Below are 17,521 nucleotides of genomic sequence, written 5' to 3' on the forward strand. Positions count from 1 at the left end.
GGGGCTGATGCTCGTGAGGGTCAGAGGGCGACGATGGTTTCCGCCAGGGCCAGGTCGCTGGCCTCGCGGGCTTGCGGGAACTGTTCGCGCAGGGCGGCGAACGCGGCTTCCAGCTGGGCGCCACGGATCTCGCCGGCGCTGGCGACGAAGCTGGCGGCGTCGTCACGGGCAGCCACGACGACCTTCATGTCGCGGATCGAGGTGGTGGTGTCGGAGGTGAAGTCGAGGGTGCGATCCAGCGCGCGGACGATGATGTTGCTGGTCGCCACCAGGGTCTGGGCCTGGGCGGCACCGGCAACGAGGGAAAGGGCGATGGCTGCGACAGACAGCGAGCGGCGCATGGAAGCTCTCCGTTGGAAATTTCTAAGGCATTGGACGGAATTGCCCGTCGGCAGTTCTCAGTCTCGGGCGCAGGGCGCGAAGGTTAGCGGAATGGGCGGACGAGAGCCAGGCGGCACGCGGTGTGCAGCCTGTTGGGCCGCGACTGGCGCGGCCCGGAGGGTGCCGTCAGAGGGCGAGGATGGCCTGGGCCAGTTGCAGGTCGCTGGCCGCCAGTTGCGGTTGGGCGCTGCGGATGTGCTTGAACGCGGCTTCCAGTTGGGCGCCACGGATGTCGCCGGCACTGGCGACGAAGCTGGCGGCGTCGTCACGGGCGGCGAGCACAATCTTGTCGTCATCGAAGGAAGAGGTCACATCGGAGGTGGCATCCGAGGTGGCCGCAACGGCGTTGACCACAGCGTCAGTGGTAACCACGAAGCTGGTGGCCGAGGCGCTGGTGGCGAGCGCCAGCAGGGCGGCCGCGCTGAGCAGGCGAATAGAGGTCATGAGGGGCTCCTTTTACTGACCGGGACGGCGGCGTGATAAATGCCACCGGCTGGGAGGAAAGCCTAGTCAAAATGGAGGTTCCAGGCCAGTACTGGCTAAGCGCCTATGAATGGCGACTGCGCGTCGGCGAGGTGATGGGTTCGCCTCAATGCGTCCGACGCGCGGGCCGCACATCGGCACTCAACGCCAGAAGGGACGCTCCAGCTCCTGGTAGCGCTCGCTCGGACTGATACCCACATCGGCCAGGGCGCGGGCGTCCAGCTGTGCGAGCTGGTGCCGCGTGCGGGCATTACGCTGCCATTGGGCCAGGGTGGCGAACAGGCGCAGGTACCAGTGGGTGCGCAGGCGGCTGGATTCGAACTGGGCAGTGGCAGAGGCAGTAAGGGTGCGGTCCATGGCGCTTTTCCTTCCCGCAGCAACGCGGGGATTGGTTATGGGAGGCCATGATCTCGTTCTGCTGAAAAGCTGTGCAGTCACAGCGAGGGTGAATTGTGCTGTAGCAGATTCGTTTTCTTGGAAACTGTATCGGTCTGATCCAGTGCAGCTGTGTTGGGGCTGCGTCGTAGGGTGCGCCGCGCGCACCGGTAAGTCCGGGAATTTCGGTGCGCGCAGCGCACCCTACAGTTCGCTCTTGCGTCGTCGGAAATTTCCGGGCCCCAGAAACGACGAAACCCGTCGCGGGCGGCGACGGGTTCTGTCTGGGGTGTTGCATTCGGGCCTCTAGGCCCGGCGAACTGCTTAGCGCCAGAAGGGCTTGTTCAGTTCGGCTTCGCGCTGTGCTTCGCTGATGCCAGCGTCGGCCAGCAGGCGATGGTCCAGCATGGCCAGTTGATGACGGCTGGCGATGCGGCGCTGCCACAGCAGCAGGGTGGAAACAGTGCGCAGGGCCCAAGAAGATTTCGGGGATTGTTCGGCACTTTCGAAAATCAGGTCGGAACTGAGGGTACGTTCCATGGCGGCAGGTCCTTCCCGCTTGTGGCGGGGCTTGGTTATCAACTGGTGCCTATGATGGACCCGGAACAGCCGCCTCTGTAGTCACAGTTGCTCTAAATTGTGCCGGCCTTTATTAGCATGCTTATCAACTGTTTTGCTGAAAAATTGCACAACTGTATGGGTGCCCCGTTGAATCACTCGTAATTCAACGGGAAACCACAGTTTTCTCTGTGCAAATAACGAACAGCAGGGTTTTTGAACAGTACAGTTCTGAATTTTCAGAAACTGTTTTTAGGTCGCGCCGTCAGAATCAATGGTTACAAGCCCATAACTGTTTTGCTCCGACCGGATCAGTTGGCCAGCATCCGACCGGTTTCTTCCAGATTGATATGCCAGGACATGGCTTCGCGCAGCAGGTGCGGGGTATGGCCGCCCTTGGCGCAGGCACGCTCGAAGTAGTCCAGCAGTTCGTGGCGGTAATCCGGGTGCACACAGTTGTCGATGATCGCCCGGGCGCGCTCGCGCGGTGCCAGGCCGCGAAGGTCGGCCAGGCCTTGTTCGGTGACCAGGATGTCCACGTCGTGCTCGGTGTGGTCCACATGGCTGACCATGGGCACCACGCTGGAAATGGCGCCGGCCTTGGCGATGGACTTGGTGACGAAGATGGCCAGGTGGGCGTTGCGGGCGAAGTCGCCGGAGCCGCCGATGCCGTTCATCATTTTCGTCCCGCCCACGTGGGTGGAATTGACGTTGCCGTAGATATCGAACTCCAGGGCGGTGTTGATGCCGATGATCCCCAGGCGACGCACCACTTCGGGGTGGTTGGAGATTTCCTGCGGGCGCAGGACCAGCTTGTCCTTGTAGCGCTCGAGGTTGCCGAAGACGTCGCTGTTGCGACGGGCGGACAGGGTGATGGAGCTGCCCGAGGCGAAGCTCAGCTTGCCCGCGTCGATCAGGTCGAAGGTGGAGTCCTGCAGCACCTCGGAGTACATGCTGAGGTCCTGGAAGGGCGACTCGATCAGGCCGCACATCACCGCGTTGGCGATGCTGCCGATACCGGCCTGCAGCGGCGCGAGGCTGTTGCTCATGCGCCCGGCTTCCACTTCACGCTTGAAGAAGTCGATCAGGTGGTCGGCGATGGCCTGGGTCTCGTCGTCCGGCGGCAGCACGGTGGACAGGGAGTCCGGCTGGTCGGTGATGACGATGGCAGCGATCTTGGCCGGGTCGATCGGGATGGCGGTGCCACCGATGCGGTCGTCCACGCGGGTCAGCGGGATCGGTGTGCGGGTCGGCCGATAGGTCGGGATATAGATGTCGTGCAGGCCTTCCAGATTGGGGTTGTGCGCCAGGTTGATCTCGACGATCACGCGCTTGGCGAAAATCGCGAAGCTGGCGGAGTTGCCCACGGACGTGGTCGGCACGATGTGGCCTTCCTCAGTGATGGCCACGGCTTCGATCACCGCGATGTCTGGAAGCTTGAGCTGGTGGTTGCGCAGCTGCTCGACGGTTTCCGACAGGTGCTGATCGATGAACATCACCTCGCCCGCGTTGATTGCCTTGCGCAGGGTGCTGTCCACCTGGAAGGGCATGCGGCGCGCCAGTACGCCGGCCTCGGTAAGTTGCTTGTCGAGGTCGTTGCCGAGGCTCGCGCCGGTCATGAGGCTGATCTGCAGCGGCTGCTCCTTGGCGCGCGCGGCCAGTGCCTGGGGCACGGCCTTGGCCTCACCGGCGCGGGTGAAGCCGCTCATGCCAACGGTCATGCCGTCTTCGATCAGGGCAGCGGCCTCGGCCGCACTCATCACCTTGTCCAGCAGGGAGGACAGGCGCACGCGATCAGAGTACATGGGGAAAAACCTCGGACAACGGGGTAGGAGCCGCGCAGTCTAGGGGCTGGCGGGGCGCCCGACTTCTATACCAAGGTCGAAGAAATGGCTCTATTTGGGGCCTTTTGTCGGTTATTGGCTCGGCGGGGAGGATTACCTGTAGGGGCGATTTCAATCGCCAAGCAGGCCGAAGGTCTGCCATCTGCACTCTATTTGGGGCCGCTGCGCAGCCCTTGGCGAATGAATTCGCCCCTACAGGGAAAGCAAAGAAAAAACCGTCCCCAAAAAGAAAAACCCCGGCACCAGGCCGGGGTTTTTGGTATCGCGGGACAGGGCTTAGTCGACAGCCTTGACCATGTCCTCGATCACCTTCTTGGCGTCGCCGAACACCATCATGGTCTTGTCCATGTAGAACAGTTCGTTGTCCAGGCCGGCGTAGCCGCTGGCCATCGAGCGCTTGTTCACGATGATGGTCTTGGCCTTGAAGGCTTCCAGGATCGGCATGCCGGCGATGGGCGACTTCGGATCGTTCTTCGCGGCCGGGTTGACCACGTCGTTCGCGCCGAGCACCAGCACCACGTCGGCCTGACCGAACTCGGAGTTGATGTCTTCCATCTCGAACACCTGCTCGTAGGGCACTTCGGCCTCGGCCAGCAGGACGTTCATGTGGCCCGGCATACGACCGGCAACCGGGTGGATCGCGTACTTCACGTTCACGCCACGGTGGATCAGCTTCTCGGACAGCTCCATCAGCGCGTGCTGGGCACGGGCCACCGCCAGGCCGTAGCCGGGGACGATGATCACGCTGTCGGCGTTGGTCAGCAGGAAGGCCGCGTCGTCGGACGAACCGGACTTCACCGGACGCTGCTCCTTGCTACCACTCGCTGCACCGGCATCCGCTTCGGCACCGAAGCCGCCGAGGATGACGTTGAAGAAGGAGCGGTTCATCGCCTTGCACATGATGTAGGAGAGGATCGCACCCGAGGAGCCCACCAGGGAGCCCGCGATGATCAGCATCGAGTTGTTCAGCGAGAAGCCGATACCGGCCGCCGCCCAGCCCGAGTAGCTGTTCAGCATGGACACCACCACCGGCATGTCGGCGCCACCGATCGGGATGATGATCAGCACGCCGATGACGAAGGCCAGCGCCACCAGCAGGGCGAAGGCTGCGATGTTGCCGGTGAGGGTGAAGTACAGGCCCAGGCCGATGATCGCCAGGCCGACCAGCAGGTTCAGCTTGTGCTGGCCGGCGAACTGCACCGGGGCACCCTGGAACAGACGGAACTTGTACTTGCCGGACAGCTTGCCGAAGGCGATGACCGAGCCGGAGAAGGTAACGGCACCGATGGCCGCGCCGAGGAACAACTCCAGGCGGTTACCGGCCGGGATGGCGTCACCGAGGGTGGCAACGATACCCAGGGATTGCGGCTCGACGACGGCGGCGATGGCGATGAACACCGCGGCAAGGCCGATCATGCTGTGCATGAAGGCGACCAGCTCCGGCATCTTGGTCATCTCGACGCGCTTGGCCATGATCGAACCAGCGGTACCGCCGACCAGCAGGCCGACGATCACGTAGCCGATACCCTGGGTGGCGAGGTCCGCGCCCAGTTTATAGATGAGGCCGATGGTGGTGAGCACGGCGATGGCCATGCCGACCATGCCGAACAGGTTGCCGCGACGCGACGAAGTCGGGTGCGACAGGCCCTTGAGCGCCTGGATGAAGCACACCGAGGCGACGAGGTAGAGAACAGTGATCAGGTTCATGCTCATGGTCAGTGTTTCTCCGCAGCCGCTTTCGGCGCTTTCTTCTTGAACATTTCCAGCATGCGACGGGTGACCAGGAAGCCACCGAAGACGTTCACCGCGGCCAGTGCCACCGCCAGGGTGCCCATGGCTTTGCCCAGCGGGGTGACGGTGAGGGCGGCGGCCAGCATGGCGCCGACGATCACGATCGCCGAGATGGCGTTGGTCACCGCCATCAGCGGGGTGTGCAGGGCCGGGGTGACGTTCCACACCACGTGGTAGCCGACGTAGATGGCCAGCACGAAGATGATCAGGTTGTAGATGCCGTCGGAAATAAGGTCCATGGTCTCTATCCTTATGCGTTTACTTTTTGCGGAGCAGCGGTCCCGGCGGGAGCGCCGTTGCTACGCACGACATTGCCGTCGCGGCACATCAGGCATGCGGCGACGATGTCGTCTTCGAGGTTGACGTTGAGCTGGCCGTCCTTGTCGATGATCAGCTTGAGGAAATCCAGCAGGTTGCGCGCATAGAGGGCGGAGGCGTCCGCCGGCACCATGGCGGCCAGGTTGCTGTGGCCGACGATGGTCACGCCGTGCTTGACCACTACCTGGTCGGCTTCGGTCAGCGGGCAGTTACCGCCCTGGGCAGCGGCCAGGTCGATGACCACGGAGCCCGGCTTCATTTCGGCAACGGTGGCCTCGTGCAGCAGGGTCGGTGCCTTGCGGCCCGGGATCAGCGCGGTGGTGATGACGATGTCGGACTGCTTGGCGCGCTCGTGCACGGCCTTGGCCTGACGCTCCATCCACGAGGCCGGCATCGGACGGGCGTAACCGCCAACGCCTTGGGCGCATTCGCGCTCTTCATCGGTCTCGAACGGCACGTCGACGAACTTGGCGCCGAGGGATTCGATCTGCTCCTTCACCGCCGGGCGCACGTCGGAAGCCTCGATCACCGCACCCAGGCGCTTGGCCGTGGCGATGGCCTGCAGGCCCGCTACGCCGGCACCGAGGATGAGGATGCGCGCGGCCTTAACGGTGCCGGCGGCGGTCATCAGCATCGGCATGAAGCGCGGGTAGTGGTGAGCCGCCAGCAGCACGGCCTTGTAGCCGGCGATGTTGGCCTGGGACGACAGCACGTCGAGGCTCTGGGCGCGAGAGGTGCGCGGCGCCGCTTCGAGGGCGAAGGCGGTGACGCCGCGAGCGTTCATGCGCGCGATGGTCTCGTTGCTGAAGGGGTTGAGCATGCCCACCAGCACGGCGCCGGCACGCATGTGGGCCAGTTCGCCTTCGGTCGGGGCAATCACTTTCAGCACCAGGTCGGCACCGAAGGCGGCGGCGTCGTTGCCGATGACGGCACCAACGGCTTCATAAGCGCTGTCCGGAATGCTGGCGCTGACGCCGGCACCGCTTTGGACCGTCACCCGGTGGCCTTGGCTCACGAGCTTCTTGATGGTTTCGGGCGTCGCGGCTACCCGCGTCTCGCCAGCATGGCTTTCGAGAGGAACACCGATGTGCACTTCAAATCTCCTGCGTGATCGATCTGGTGAACCAGTGCACTGCGGATGGTGCTCTGGCGAGGCGGATCCGCCTTTCAACAGCCTGGTATCGCAACAGCCGAAACCTGGTGGCGCGGCATTCTGCAATCGGAACCTCAACTGCTTCAAGCAGTTCTGGAGTAAAACGACACAATAACTACAAGTCACGATTAGACTTGCTGTCCCTGGCTTCCGTTCCAGACCCCGTCACCACTGGTGGAGGCCAGCCTTCACCAAGGAATCCGGTGCCGGTCTCCATCCCCAGGCTGAATGACTATCCATCAAAGCAGCGCCAGTACAGGCTTTGGGTACGTGACATCCTGCCGTTAATGGCTGGCGCACTGTTAGTAAGACTTTTTAATAGTTGCCATAAGGCTGCGGAAAATGGGCGTTCTGTAGCTTTTGAAAATGTTTGACTACAGAGTCAGGATTGCGATTTCAGTCGATTGGCAAGAAGAAGGGTAGTTCGCGTGCAAGCCAGTCGCCTCGCGGGCTGCGCCAATTTGTCGCGGGTGCCGTAATGGGAACGGACGATGTCGCTCGGGTGAAATTCGGGCAGGCGATACGAGGGGGTGTCCGGCTTTTGCCGGCGGTTGCGTACGCAGGGTGGAAAACCACGGGAAGGATTTCCACCCTGCCGGGGGGATGCAAGGCGCGTTGCCGATTGAGGCCCCTAGACCAGCAATCCCAGGGTCTTGGCGCGCATCACCGCCTGGGTGCGGCGTTTCACGCCGAGCTTGCTGTTGATCTTCTTCGTGTGGGTTTTAACCGTGTTCACCGAAATGAACAGGTAGCCGCCGATTTCCTGGTTGGAGAAGCCTTCGGCCAGCAATTGCAGGACGGCACGTTCGCGCTGGCTGAGCAGGCTGCCCTGGTCGTTGTCGACCGAGCCGGCGCTGTCGCAACGCGGGTAATCCCGCAGCAGGCATTGCATGCCCAGGCGCTCGGCCTGTTCCAGGGCCTGGCGTTGCAGCTGGCTGGCCTCGGCACGACCGAGGGCGTGCCAGGTGGTGGCCAGGGCAAGTTGCACTTCGCAGGCCAGGGGCGCGAACTGTAGCGCCTGGCAGTGCTCCAGCAGTGTCTGGAGCATGACCTCGGCCTCTTCGGCGCGCCCGGATTCCAGTTGCGCGCGAGCCAGCAGCAGCTGGTTGCGCAGGGGGAGCGTGGGGTAGTCCAGCGGTGCCATCCAGCGGCAATCGCCCTCGAAGTAGCGCTGGATGCGCAGGGCGACCGGCTCGATGCGCTCCCAGCGTCCCTGGCGGGCCAGCACGCGCATGCCCTGCAGGTTCAGCACACCGCTGTAGGCGTAGCGCCAGACCTGGCGGCAGTGCATCTGCCGCTCGGCCTCGCGCAGTTCCTGGTAGGCCTCGTCGAATTGGCCACGACGGGCGCGGAGTTCCGCCAGGCCGAGGAAACCATGCAGGGCGAAAGGGTCCAGGCATTCGTGGGCCTGTTCCAGGCCGGTGCGCAGGGCACGTTCGGCCTCGTCGGGGCGATCGGCGATCAGGTGCAATTCCGCCTGGATCAGGTGCAGACGGCCAAGCATCAGGCTGTCCACCTGCTTGCGTCTGCCGATCAGCGCGAAACTCTGCTCCAGCAGGGTCTGGGCCCGGCCGAACTCACCACGCAGCAGGAGCAGGCGAATGCGGTCCAGGTTGAGCAGCACTTCGAACAGCAGGCTGCCCTGGCGACGGGCGATCTCCAGCGCCTTGTGCAGGTGGGGCTGCGCCGCTTCGGGGGCGCCGCTGGCCATGGCCACCCGTGCCAGGCTGGAGTAGCAGAACAGGATGGGCATCCAGTCGTGTTCGGGCAGGTGCTCCAGTGCCTCGCGGCAGTGCAGCTGCGTGTTGGCGACGGACTGCCCTCGCAGCGCGGTGAGCACGCCGTGCAGGGCCTGCCAGTTGGCCAGCAGCTTGCGGTTGCGCAGGGCCGTCGGTTGCGGCAGGAAATGGCCGAGCTTGGCGATGCAGGCTTCGGCTTCGTCCAGACGCCAGGAAATCAGCAGGCCCCAGGCATTCAGGCTGAGCAGGCGCGGAGTGCTTTCCAGCAGGGCCGCGGGCAGGCGCGCGCGCCAGGCCAGGAGGTGGGCCAGGTGCTGTTCGCCGGTCAGCCATTCCTGGCCGAGACGCTCCAGGTAGTTGGCCGCCGCTTCCGGTTGGCCGGCACAGAGGGCCTGCTCAATGGCGTCCTCCACTTGGCCGGCGGCGATGAACATGCGGCAAGCGCTGAGGTGCAGGCGGGTGGCGGCGGCTTCGCTGATGCGGTGGCGCAAGGCGCGGGCCACGGCCGGCAGCACGCGGTACCAGATGCCGTGTTCGTCCAGCGGCATGCAGAAGGCCTGCCGCGCCAGCAGGCGCTCGAAAAGCCCGGCGCCATCGCTCTCTTCCCAGAGGTGCTGGCAGAGCTCGGCCGACACCTTCGGCAGGTGCGCCAGGGCGAACAGGCAGTTGGCTTCTTCAGGACTCAGGCGGTTGAGCAATTCGTGGTCCAGGTATTCCCTGAGCCAACAGTGGTTGCCACTGGCGCTGGTGGGCGCCTTGGCGGAGAGGTGCAGGCGCACGCCGGCGCACCAGCCTTCGGTTTCCTGCCAGAGCTCTTCGCGCAGGGCGGCACTGGTGCGCGGCGCCAGTTGCTCCACCAGTTGTTCGTGCTGCTGGCGATCGAAAGCCAGCTGGGTGGCGTCCAGTTCCAGCAGTTCTCCGGCCAATAGCAGGCGCGGCAGGTTCCAGGCCGGACGCTGGCGTACGCTGACCAGCAGGCGCAGGTCGGGCAGGGCGCGTGCCAGGAGTTGGTCGATACAGTCGTCGAGACCGGCGGGGGGATGGCCAGGGTAATCATCCAGGACCAGCCATACCGGTTCGCCGCGATGCGCCAGCAACTGCTGCAGGGCTTGGGTGGTGGGCAGGGCAGGGACGTTCTCGGCCAGTTCGGCGGCGAGTTGCGCGAGCAGTTGCTCCGGCGTCAGCGCCTGGCCGGAGAGGTTGAGCCAGATGACCAGTGCCGGTTCGGCCTGGGCGCGGAGGAATTCGTTGATCAGCACGCTCTTGCCGAAGCCGGCCGGGGCGCAGAGCAGGCGAAGCTGGGCATCCTGGGCGGCGAGGCGTTCGACCAGTCGCGGACGTGGGACATGGGCCGGGGGCAGGCGTGGCAGGCGAGACGGAAGGACGTGCAGTGTCTGGCCGTGACGGGGCATGAGGCGGTTCTCGCGGAGTTGTTGTTATGGGTGAACCGGACCCTCGCAGACTAGATCGGCCCCAGGTGGGCTTGAAGCAGCATGCATGGCGCTGATGGGGCGCCATAACACGGCAGTGCGGAAGAAAGGGGCGCCCCTGGATCGGGGCGCCCGGAGGGGTCAGCGGATGCCGGCGTTGCGCAGGGCAGCCGGGGTGTAGTCGGCACCGGTGGCGGCAAAGCCGAACTCGATGCCGTGCTTTTCTTCGTTCTTCAGGCCGAGGGCGATGTAGCGACCGGCGATGATGTCGTAGAGGGCTTCCACCGCGTAGGTGGCCACCTGGCGCTGGTAGTGGTAGCTGGCGTGGCCTTCACCGACGCGCCAGAGCTGGCCGCGACCGTCGTAGTGGTCGGCATAGGCGATCTGCCAGCTGTCCTCATCGATGAAGTAGTGGCGCTTGGCATAGATGTGGCGCTCGTTGGGCTTCAGCGTGGCCACCACCTCCCAGACGCGGTGCAGCTCGTAGCGGGTCAGGTCCTGGTTCAGGTGGCCCGGCTGGATGATCTCCTTGTAGGTGAGCTTGGGCGATTCCAGCTTGTAGCTGTTGTAGGGGATGTACATCTCCTTCTTGCCGATGAGCTTCCAGTCGTAGCGGTCCGGAGCGCCGGAGAACATGTCGAAGTTGTCGGCGGTGCGCATGCCGTCGGCGGCGGTGCCCGGACCGTCGTAGGCGACCTGCGGGGCGCGGCGCACGCGGCGCTGGCCGGCGTTGTAGAGCCAGGCCAGGCGCGGTTCCTTCACCTGGTCAATGGTCTCGTGGACCAGCAGCACGTTACCCGCCAGGCGCGAGGGTGCCAGGACACGCTGCTTGAAGTAGAGCAGCACGTTGGCGGACTTCTCCTTGTCCAGCTCGTTCATGTCCGCCGGGAAGGCCACCTCGTCCTGGAACTGCACCGGCGTGAAGGATCCGTTGGTCTGCGGGGTGGCCTGGACCACCAGGCGCCGGGCGTTGCCGCCGCGGTAACGGGTGATGTGGTTCCACATCACCTGCACACCATCCTTGGGAATCGGGAAGGCGTAGTAGTGGCTGTCGGCGAAGTTGGACAGGCCGTTGCCGCCGTCCACCGGCTGGGTGCTCAGCGCGCTCTGCTTCGCCGCGTCGTAGATGGGCTGGGGTGCGGCGGCGCTTCGGTGGCTGGGGTAGACCGGGATCTTGTAGGTGCTGGCGTAGCGTTTGAACATCGCCATCTGCCCGGGGGACAGCTTGTCCTTGTACTGCTCCGCGTTGGCGGCGGTGATGGTGAACAACGGCTGTTCGTTGGCGTAGGGGTTGCCGACGAAGCCGTTGGAGTCGACCACCGCGGCGTTGGTCGGCAGCCCGCCGGTCCAGGCCGGGATGCTGCCGTCGGCATTACCGACCTTCTCCGCGCCCAGCGGGGTGAGGCTGGTACCGAGCTGCGCGGCTTCCTCCTGGGTGACGGCGGCCATGACGTTGGCGGCGATAAGGCTGAGGGCCAGCACGCTGCTTTGCAGGAATCTTCTCTGGGTCATTCTGGGAGTCCTTGCGGTCAGAAGTTGAGGCCGAAGCTGAGGGCGACGAAGTCGCGGTCAGTGGTCGGGTTGAAGTGGCCGCCGAAGAAGTCGGTGTACGACAGGCTGGCGGTGTAGGTGTTCTGGTATTCGGCGTTGAGGCCGAGACTGATGGCCTTGGAACCTTCGTTGAAGTTCGGGCCGTAGCCGTCCACGTCATGGGACCAGGCGATGCTCGGGGTCAGGTTGATGCCGGCGAAGACGTTGCTGTAGTCCAGGCTGGCGCGGGCGCGGTAACCCCAGGAGCTGCTGGTGTAGAAACCGTCGTCGTTGCACTCGCGCTGCAGCGGGCTGGCGGCGGTGAGTGCCAGGCACACGGCTTGGGCGGACAACTGGCCGGGGCCATAGATGGGGTCGCGGCCAAAGCGCAGTTCGCCGATGTCGTCGTCCAGGCCTCCGATGTGGTTGTAGCCGACCTCGGCTACCAGGGTCAGACGGCTGGCGCCCATGACCTGGTCGATGAACTGGGTGGCGGTGACCTGGGCCTGGGTGACCGGCTTGCGCTCGTAACCGTGCAGGTCCTCGCCTGCGACGTTGCGTGCATGACCGCTCTCGAAGATCGGCACGTTCGGGATGCCGAGGGCGGCGAAGGAGAGGTCGGTACTGTTGAGCTGCAGCGGCATGTTCGGGCGGAAGCTGACTTCACCGGCCAGCGAGGTGCCTTCGATGTTGGTCTGGAAGCTCAGGCCATAGAGGCGGATGTCTTCAGGGTACTCAATGAAGTAGCGCGCACCAGGGGCGCCCGGAATGATCGCGGGGCTCGGGGTGGTGGTGCGGATGGTGGAGAAGATCGGGCCGCGGCTGTGGTAGTTCATCGCATAGGCACCGAACTCTGTGTCGTTGAATTCGGGTACGAACCAGCGCAGGGCCACGCCGAACTGGCCGCTGTCGCGGGCGTCGCGGTCGCCGGCGCGGGGAATGTACAGGTTGTTGCCTGTGGCCGGACCTGTGTTGTTCGACTCGCCGGGGGGCAGGTCCGGGCCGGCGACCACCAGGCGGTCGACGCAGCCGTCGGCCACCACGTCCGAGGTGGAGAAGAAGGTGCCGCAGTTATCGGCCACCGTCTGGTCCCATTCCAGCTGGTAGAAGGCCTCGGCCGAGAGATTGTCGGTCAGGCTCTGGGACAGGTAGATCATGTTCACCGGGATCAGGCCTTCCTTGATCTCGGCGCCGGGGCGACGGAAGGCCGCCGCGTCGATGGGGTTGATCGAGTTGATGCTGTTGCCGATGAAGGTGCTCTCGCCCCAGCTCACCACCTGTTTGCCGACACGGAAGCTGCCCGGCAGGTCCCCCAGGTTGTAGTTGTGATAGAGGAAGGCATCGAGCAGCTGGGCGCCGGAGGCCTTGGCGCCTTCCTTGCGGTTGTGATCGTCGATGTCATAGAAGAGGCGGTGCTCGTCCTTCAGTTCGAAGTCGTACCAGTACTTGCCGCGCAGGAAGACCCCGCTGTCGCCGTACTTCAGCTCCAGGTCGTGAATGCCCTTGAAGATCTTCGAGAAGGTCTCCCCCTTCTTGAAGTTCAGGCGTCCGTCGTCGGAGGTACGCGACAGTGCTTCGCCGCCACTGGCGGTAGAAATGAACTCCGGGTCCGGCGAGCGTACCGCCCAGCTGGCGCCGACCGAGAGGGAGGAGTCGAACTGGGCTTCGATTTCACCAATGTTGAACGTGATGGCAAAGGCCTGGGCGCTGCAACCCAGGGCGATGGCGGCGGCCAGCGTGTGCGGCCGGAAGATTCCGCGCATTGTTCTTGTTGTCATGCGGCTCTCCAGAGCGGGTCTTGGGAGGCCTCATGCTAATCAGCCCGCTACCTGCGCCATAACTGCCTGAACGGGCGATTTCACCTATCACCCGAGTGGGTGATAGGTGCGTTGTGCTGGTGCCCGGAACGGGCCTTCCTCCGTCCGCTGAGCGCGGGCGAGCGGGGCGGTGCTACCTGGGGTTACAGCGCCGGGTCAGTCCAGTCCGGCCTCGCTCCGGTAGGCGCGCGCGGCGTCTACCAACCAGTCGCGGAAGGCGATCAGGGCGGCAGATTCGAGCTTGCGTTCGGGAATGATCAGGTAATAGGCCTTGTCGCTGCGGAAACTGTGGGAGTGGGCGATCACCAGGCGGCCGTCGGCCAGTTCGCGCTGGATCAGGAATGGCGGGACCAGTGCCACGCCCATCTCGTGCATCGCCGCTTGGGCAAGCATGGAAAAGAGTTCGTAGCGCGGGCCGCTGAGGTCGCGAGCGACGTTCATCCCGAGGGAGCTGAACCACTGGCGCCAGGCGTAGGGGCGGGTGGTCTGTTGCAGCAGTGGCAGGCGGGCGATGGCGTCGGCGTCCAGGCCCTGCCGGCCCTCCAGCAGCGCGGGGCTGCATACCGGCACCGAGTTTTCGTGCATCAGGAAGTCGGCGCGAGTACCCGACCATTCGGCATCACCGAAGTAGAGGGCGGCATCGAAGTCGGTGTCGGCGAAGAGGAAGGGGCGGGTGCGGTTGGTCAGGTTGACCGTCACTTCCGGATGCAGGCGCTGGAAGTCTTTCAGCCGGGGCACCAGCCACTGGGTGCCGAACGTGGGCACGATGGCCAGCTCTACCGTCATCGCGCCTTGCTGACCCATCACCGCGAGTGTGTCGCGCTCCACTGCATCGAGCTGAGCAGCAATGCGACGGGAATACGCCAGGCCGGCTTCGGTCAGCTTCACCCCGCGCCGCGAACGGCGGAACAGTTCCAGTCCGAGAAACTCCTCCAGGCCGGCAATCTGTCGGCAGATGGCGCTCTGGGTCAGTGCCAGCTCATCGGCGGCCTTGGTGAAACTCTGGTGGCGGGCAGCGGATTCGAAGGCGACCAGGGCGCCGGTGCTGGGTATCTTGCGGCGCATGCTGTACCTCCGGTTCACAAATAAAGGCTTGAAAATGGGGTGTTTGGCTTTTCGGAGTGAGAAATTAGCACAACAGCATGCGAAATCCTCGTTTGTCCGATAGGGCCTAGGCTGTCTAGGATGCGTCAACACTAATAAGGCAGTGGCCCGCGATGGCCCGCCCCCTGAACCCCGCTTACCGAGGACACTCCCCATGGCCGCCAAAGCAAGCTTCAACTGGATCGACCCGCTGCTGCTGGATCAGCAACTCACCGAAGAAGAGCGCATGGTGCGTGACAGCGCCCAGCAGTTCGCAGCCGACAAGTTGGCTCCGCGCGTCCTCGAAGCCTTCCGCCATGAGCAGACCGATCCGGCCATCTTCCGCGAGATGGGCGAAACCGGCCTGCTCGGCGCGACCATTCCGGAAGCCTACGGCGGCAGCGGCCTGAACTATGTGTGCTACGGCCTGATCGCCCGCGAAGTCGAGCGTATCGACTCCGGCTACCGCTCGATGATGAGCGTGCAGTCCTCCCTGGTGATGGTGCCGATCAACGAGTTCGGCAACGAAGCCACCAAGCAGAAGTACCTGCCGAAACTCGCCAGCGGCGAATACATCGGCTGCTTCGGCCTGACCGAGCCGAACCACGGCTCCGATCCGGGCTCGATGATCACCCGCGCCAAGAAGGTCGACGGCGGCTACCGCCTGACCGGCAACAAGATGTGGATCACCAACAGCCCGATCGCGGACGTCTTCGTGGTCTGGGCCAAGGACGATGCCGGCGAGATCCGCGGCTTCGTGCTCGAGAAGGGCTGGCAGGGCCTGTCCGCTCCGGCAATCCACGGCAAGGTCGGTCTGCGCGCCTCCATCACTGGCGAGATCGTGATGGACAACGTGTTCGTGCCGGAAGAGAACGCCTTCCCGGACGTGCGTGGCCTGCGTGGTCCGTTCACCTGCCTGAACTCCGCACGCTACGGCATCTCCTGGGGTGCCCTGGGTGCCGCCGAAGCCTGCTGGCACACCGCTCGCCAGTACGTGCTGGACCGCAACCAGTTCGGTCGTCCGCTGGCCGCCAACCAGCTGATCCAGAAGAAGCTGGCCGACATGCAGACCGAGATCACCCTGGCGCTGCAAGGCTGCCTGCGTCTGGGTCGCATGAAGGATGAAGGCACCGCCGCGGTGGAAATCACCTCGATCATGAAGCGCAACTCGTGCGGCAAGGCGCTGGATATCGCGCGCATGGCCCGCGACATGCTGGGCGGCAACGGCATCTCCGACGAGTTCGGCGTGGCCCGTCACCTGGTGAACCTGGAAGTGGTGAACACCTACGAGGGTACCCACGACGTCCACGCGCTGATCCTCGGTCGCGCGCAGACCGGCATCCAGGCGTTCTTCTGATCCTCCGCCGGGCCTCTCTTCTATATATAGGTGCGAGGCCCGGGTCCTTTTGCGAACCCAGGTGATCCCATGGCTGGCGCTCTCTCCCATATCCGTGTGCTCGACCTCTCCCGCGTGCTGGCTGGCCCCTGGTCCGGCCAGATCCTCGCGGACCTGGGGGCCGAGGTAATCAAGGTCGAACGTCCGGGCTCCGGCGACGACACCCGTGCTTGGGGGCCGCCCTTCCTCAAGGGCGCCGATGGCCGGGATACCAGCGAGGCCGCGTATTTCCTCTCGGCCAACCGCAACAAGCAGTCGGTGACCGTCGACTTCACACGTCCCGAGGGCCAGAAGCTGGTTCGCGAGCTGGCGGCGAAGTCCGACATCCTCATCGAGAATTTCAAGGTGGGTGGCCTGGCGGCCTATGGGCTGGACTATGAGTCGCTGAAGGCCATCAACCCGCGCCTCATCTATTGCTCGATCACCGGTTTCGGCCAGTTCGGTCCCTATGCCAAGCGTGCCGGTTACGACTTCATGATCCAGGGGCTGGGTGGTCTGATGAGCATCACCGGTCGCGCTGATCAGGAAGAGGGGGCCGGTCCGGTCAAGGTCGGCGTGGCGCTGACCGACATTCTCACTGGGCTCTATTCCTCCGTGGCCATGCTGGCTGCTCTCACTTCTCGGGACATCAGCGGCAAGGGACAGCATATCGACATGGCGCTGCTCGACGTGCAGGTGGCTTGTCTCGCCAACCAGGCGATGAACTACCTGACGACGGGCAATCCGCCCCGGCGTCTGGGTAACGCCCACCCGAACATAGTGCCGTATCAGGATTTTCCGACTGCGGACGGGGATTTCATCCTCACCGTGGGTAACGACAGCCAGTTCCGCAAGTTTTGCGAGGTCGCCGGTCATCGGGAGTGGGCGGACGACCCGCGTTTTTCAAGCAACAAGGCGCGAGTGGCGCACCGTGCCGAACTGATTCCGATGATTCGCCAGGCCACCGTCTTCAAGACTACGGCCGAATGGGTGAGTGCATTGGAGGAGGTCGGCGTGCCCTGTGGGCCGATCAACGACCTGGCGGCGGTATTCTCCGATCCCCAGGTGCAGGCGCGCGGCCTTCGCGTCGAGCTGGAGCATCCCCTGGCCGGCGTGGTGCCGCAGGTGGCCAGTCCGCTGCGCCTTTCCGAAACGCCAGTGGAGTACCGCATGCCGCCGCCGCTTCTCGGCGAACACACCCAGGAAGTGTTGCAGCGCGTACTGGGCCTGGCTGCGGAGCAGGTGGAAGCCTTGCGCAAGGCGGAAGTCATCTAGCCCTTCTTATATAGGTACGAAAGGCGTGCTGAAGATACTTTCAAAAAAGTGTTGACGGCAGATTCTGCATCCCTATAATGCGCCCCACTTCCGGCGCAATCGCCAAACAAAACTCCTTGTAGATCAACGAGTTAAGTGTTTGGAGAAAGTGCTGGAAGGGTTCGCTTCGCAAGGTTCGCCACTGGCGAATGAGGCTGAATCGGAGGTGTTGACAGCGGGTTTGAACGCTGTAGAATGCGCCTCCCGCTGACGAGAAGAGTGAATCGGATCGGAAGCGCAAGCGGTTGAGTAGAAACGAAAATTTCGAAAAACAGCTTGACAGCAAGAACGGCTAGCGTAGAATGCGCGGCCTCGGTTGAGACGAAAGAC

Annotated in this window: 14 protein-coding genes; 2 read left to right on the plus strand and 12 right to left on the minus strand. The window is 64.1% G+C overall.

Translation table 11 applies throughout. From position 1 onward, the window contains the following. Window positions 1–20 precede the first annotated feature (20 nt). The 12 genes from E8F06_RS01565 to E8F06_RS01620 all read right to left on the minus strand — a co-directional run bounded on the left by E8F06_RS01565 (window position 21) and on the right by E8F06_RS01620 (window position 14,484). The gene (locus E8F06_RS01565; protein WP_190828864.1) at window positions 21–341 is read right to left on the minus strand and encodes a DUF2388 domain-containing protein; all 321 of its coding nucleotides are present in this window, start codon (window positions 339–341) and stop codon (window positions 21–23) included. A gap of 166 nt (window positions 342–507) precedes the next feature. Next, the gene (locus tag E8F06_RS01570) at window positions 508–825 is read right to left on the minus strand and encodes a DUF2388 domain-containing protein (protein ID WP_280363549.1); all 318 of its coding nucleotides are present in this window, start codon (window positions 823–825) and stop codon (window positions 508–510) included. 180 nt (window positions 826–1,005) lie between these two features. Continuing rightward, on the minus strand, window positions 1,006–1,221 hold the full coding sequence (locus E8F06_RS01575; protein ID WP_280363551.1) for a DUF1127 domain-containing protein: 216 nt from the start codon (window positions 1,219–1,221) through the stop codon (window positions 1,006–1,008). Between the two features lie 342 nt (window positions 1,222–1,563). After that, window positions 1,564–1,779, minus strand: coding sequence for a DUF1127 domain-containing protein (locus E8F06_RS01580; protein ID WP_069081447.1), 216 nt, complete (start codon window positions 1,777–1,779; stop codon window positions 1,564–1,566). Window positions 1,780–2,108: 329 nt separating this feature from the next. Then, window positions 2,109–3,602, minus strand: coding sequence for an acetyl-CoA hydrolase/transferase family protein (locus E8F06_RS01585; RefSeq protein ID WP_280363553.1), 1,494 nt, complete (start codon window positions 3,600–3,602; stop codon window positions 2,109–2,111). Between the two features lie 315 nt (window positions 3,603–3,917). Next, entirely contained in the window at window positions 3,918–5,354 is a 1,437-nt protein-coding gene (locus E8F06_RS01590; RefSeq protein ID WP_280363555.1) for an NAD(P)(+) transhydrogenase (Re/Si-specific) subunit beta, read from the minus strand. Between the two features lie 2 nt (window positions 5,355–5,356). After that, complete coding sequence (locus E8F06_RS01595) at window positions 5,357–5,671, minus strand: NAD(P) transhydrogenase subunit alpha (protein WP_044405771.1); 315 nt, start codon at window positions 5,669–5,671, stop codon at window positions 5,357–5,359. 11 nt (window positions 5,672–5,682) lie between these two features. Further along, on the minus strand, window positions 5,683–6,843 hold the full coding sequence (locus E8F06_RS01600) for a Re/Si-specific NAD(P)(+) transhydrogenase subunit alpha (protein ID WP_280363557.1): 1,161 nt from the start codon (window positions 6,841–6,843) through the stop codon (window positions 5,683–5,685). Between the two features lie 691 nt (window positions 6,844–7,534). Next, the gene (locus E8F06_RS01605) at window positions 7,535–10,054 is read right to left on the minus strand and encodes a LuxR C-terminal-related transcriptional regulator (RefSeq protein WP_280363558.1); all 2,520 of its coding nucleotides are present in this window, start codon (window positions 10,052–10,054) and stop codon (window positions 7,535–7,537) included. Window positions 10,055–10,213: 159 nt separating this feature from the next. After that, complete coding sequence (locus tag E8F06_RS01610; protein ID WP_190828849.1) at window positions 10,214–11,584, minus strand: DUF1329 domain-containing protein; 1,371 nt, start codon at window positions 11,582–11,584, stop codon at window positions 10,214–10,216. 17 nt (window positions 11,585–11,601) lie between these two features. After that, complete coding sequence (locus E8F06_RS01615) at window positions 11,602–13,380, minus strand: DUF1302 domain-containing protein (protein WP_280363561.1); 1,779 nt, start codon at window positions 13,378–13,380, stop codon at window positions 11,602–11,604. Between the two features lie 195 nt (window positions 13,381–13,575). Further along, window positions 13,576–14,484 carry a LysR family transcriptional regulator gene (locus E8F06_RS01620; RefSeq protein WP_280363564.1) on the minus strand — a complete coding sequence of 303 codons (909 nt, stop codon included), beginning with the start codon at window positions 14,482–14,484 and terminating at the stop codon, window positions 13,576–13,578. Window positions 14,485–14,677: 193 nt separating this feature from the next. Between E8F06_RS01620 and E8F06_RS01625 the strand changes: the two genes are divergently transcribed. Both E8F06_RS01625 and E8F06_RS01630 read left to right on the plus strand, forming a co-directional pair. Continuing rightward, window positions 14,678–15,859, plus strand: a complete 1,182-nt coding sequence (locus tag E8F06_RS01625; RefSeq protein WP_120653726.1) for an acyl-CoA dehydrogenase — start codon at window positions 14,678–14,680, stop codon at window positions 15,857–15,859. Between the two features lie 69 nt (window positions 15,860–15,928). Next, window positions 15,929–17,152: a CaiB/BaiF CoA-transferase family protein gene (locus tag E8F06_RS01630; protein ID WP_280363566.1), complete on the plus strand. Its 1,224-nt coding sequence runs from the start codon at window positions 15,929–15,931 to the stop codon at window positions 17,150–17,152. The last annotated feature ends 369 nt before the right edge of the window (window positions 17,153–17,521 follow it).

Origin of the sequence: Pseudomonas sp. BN411 (assembly GCF_029871235.1) — a bacterium.
Lineage (GTDB): Bacteria > Pseudomonadota > Gammaproteobacteria > Pseudomonadales > Pseudomonadaceae > Metapseudomonas.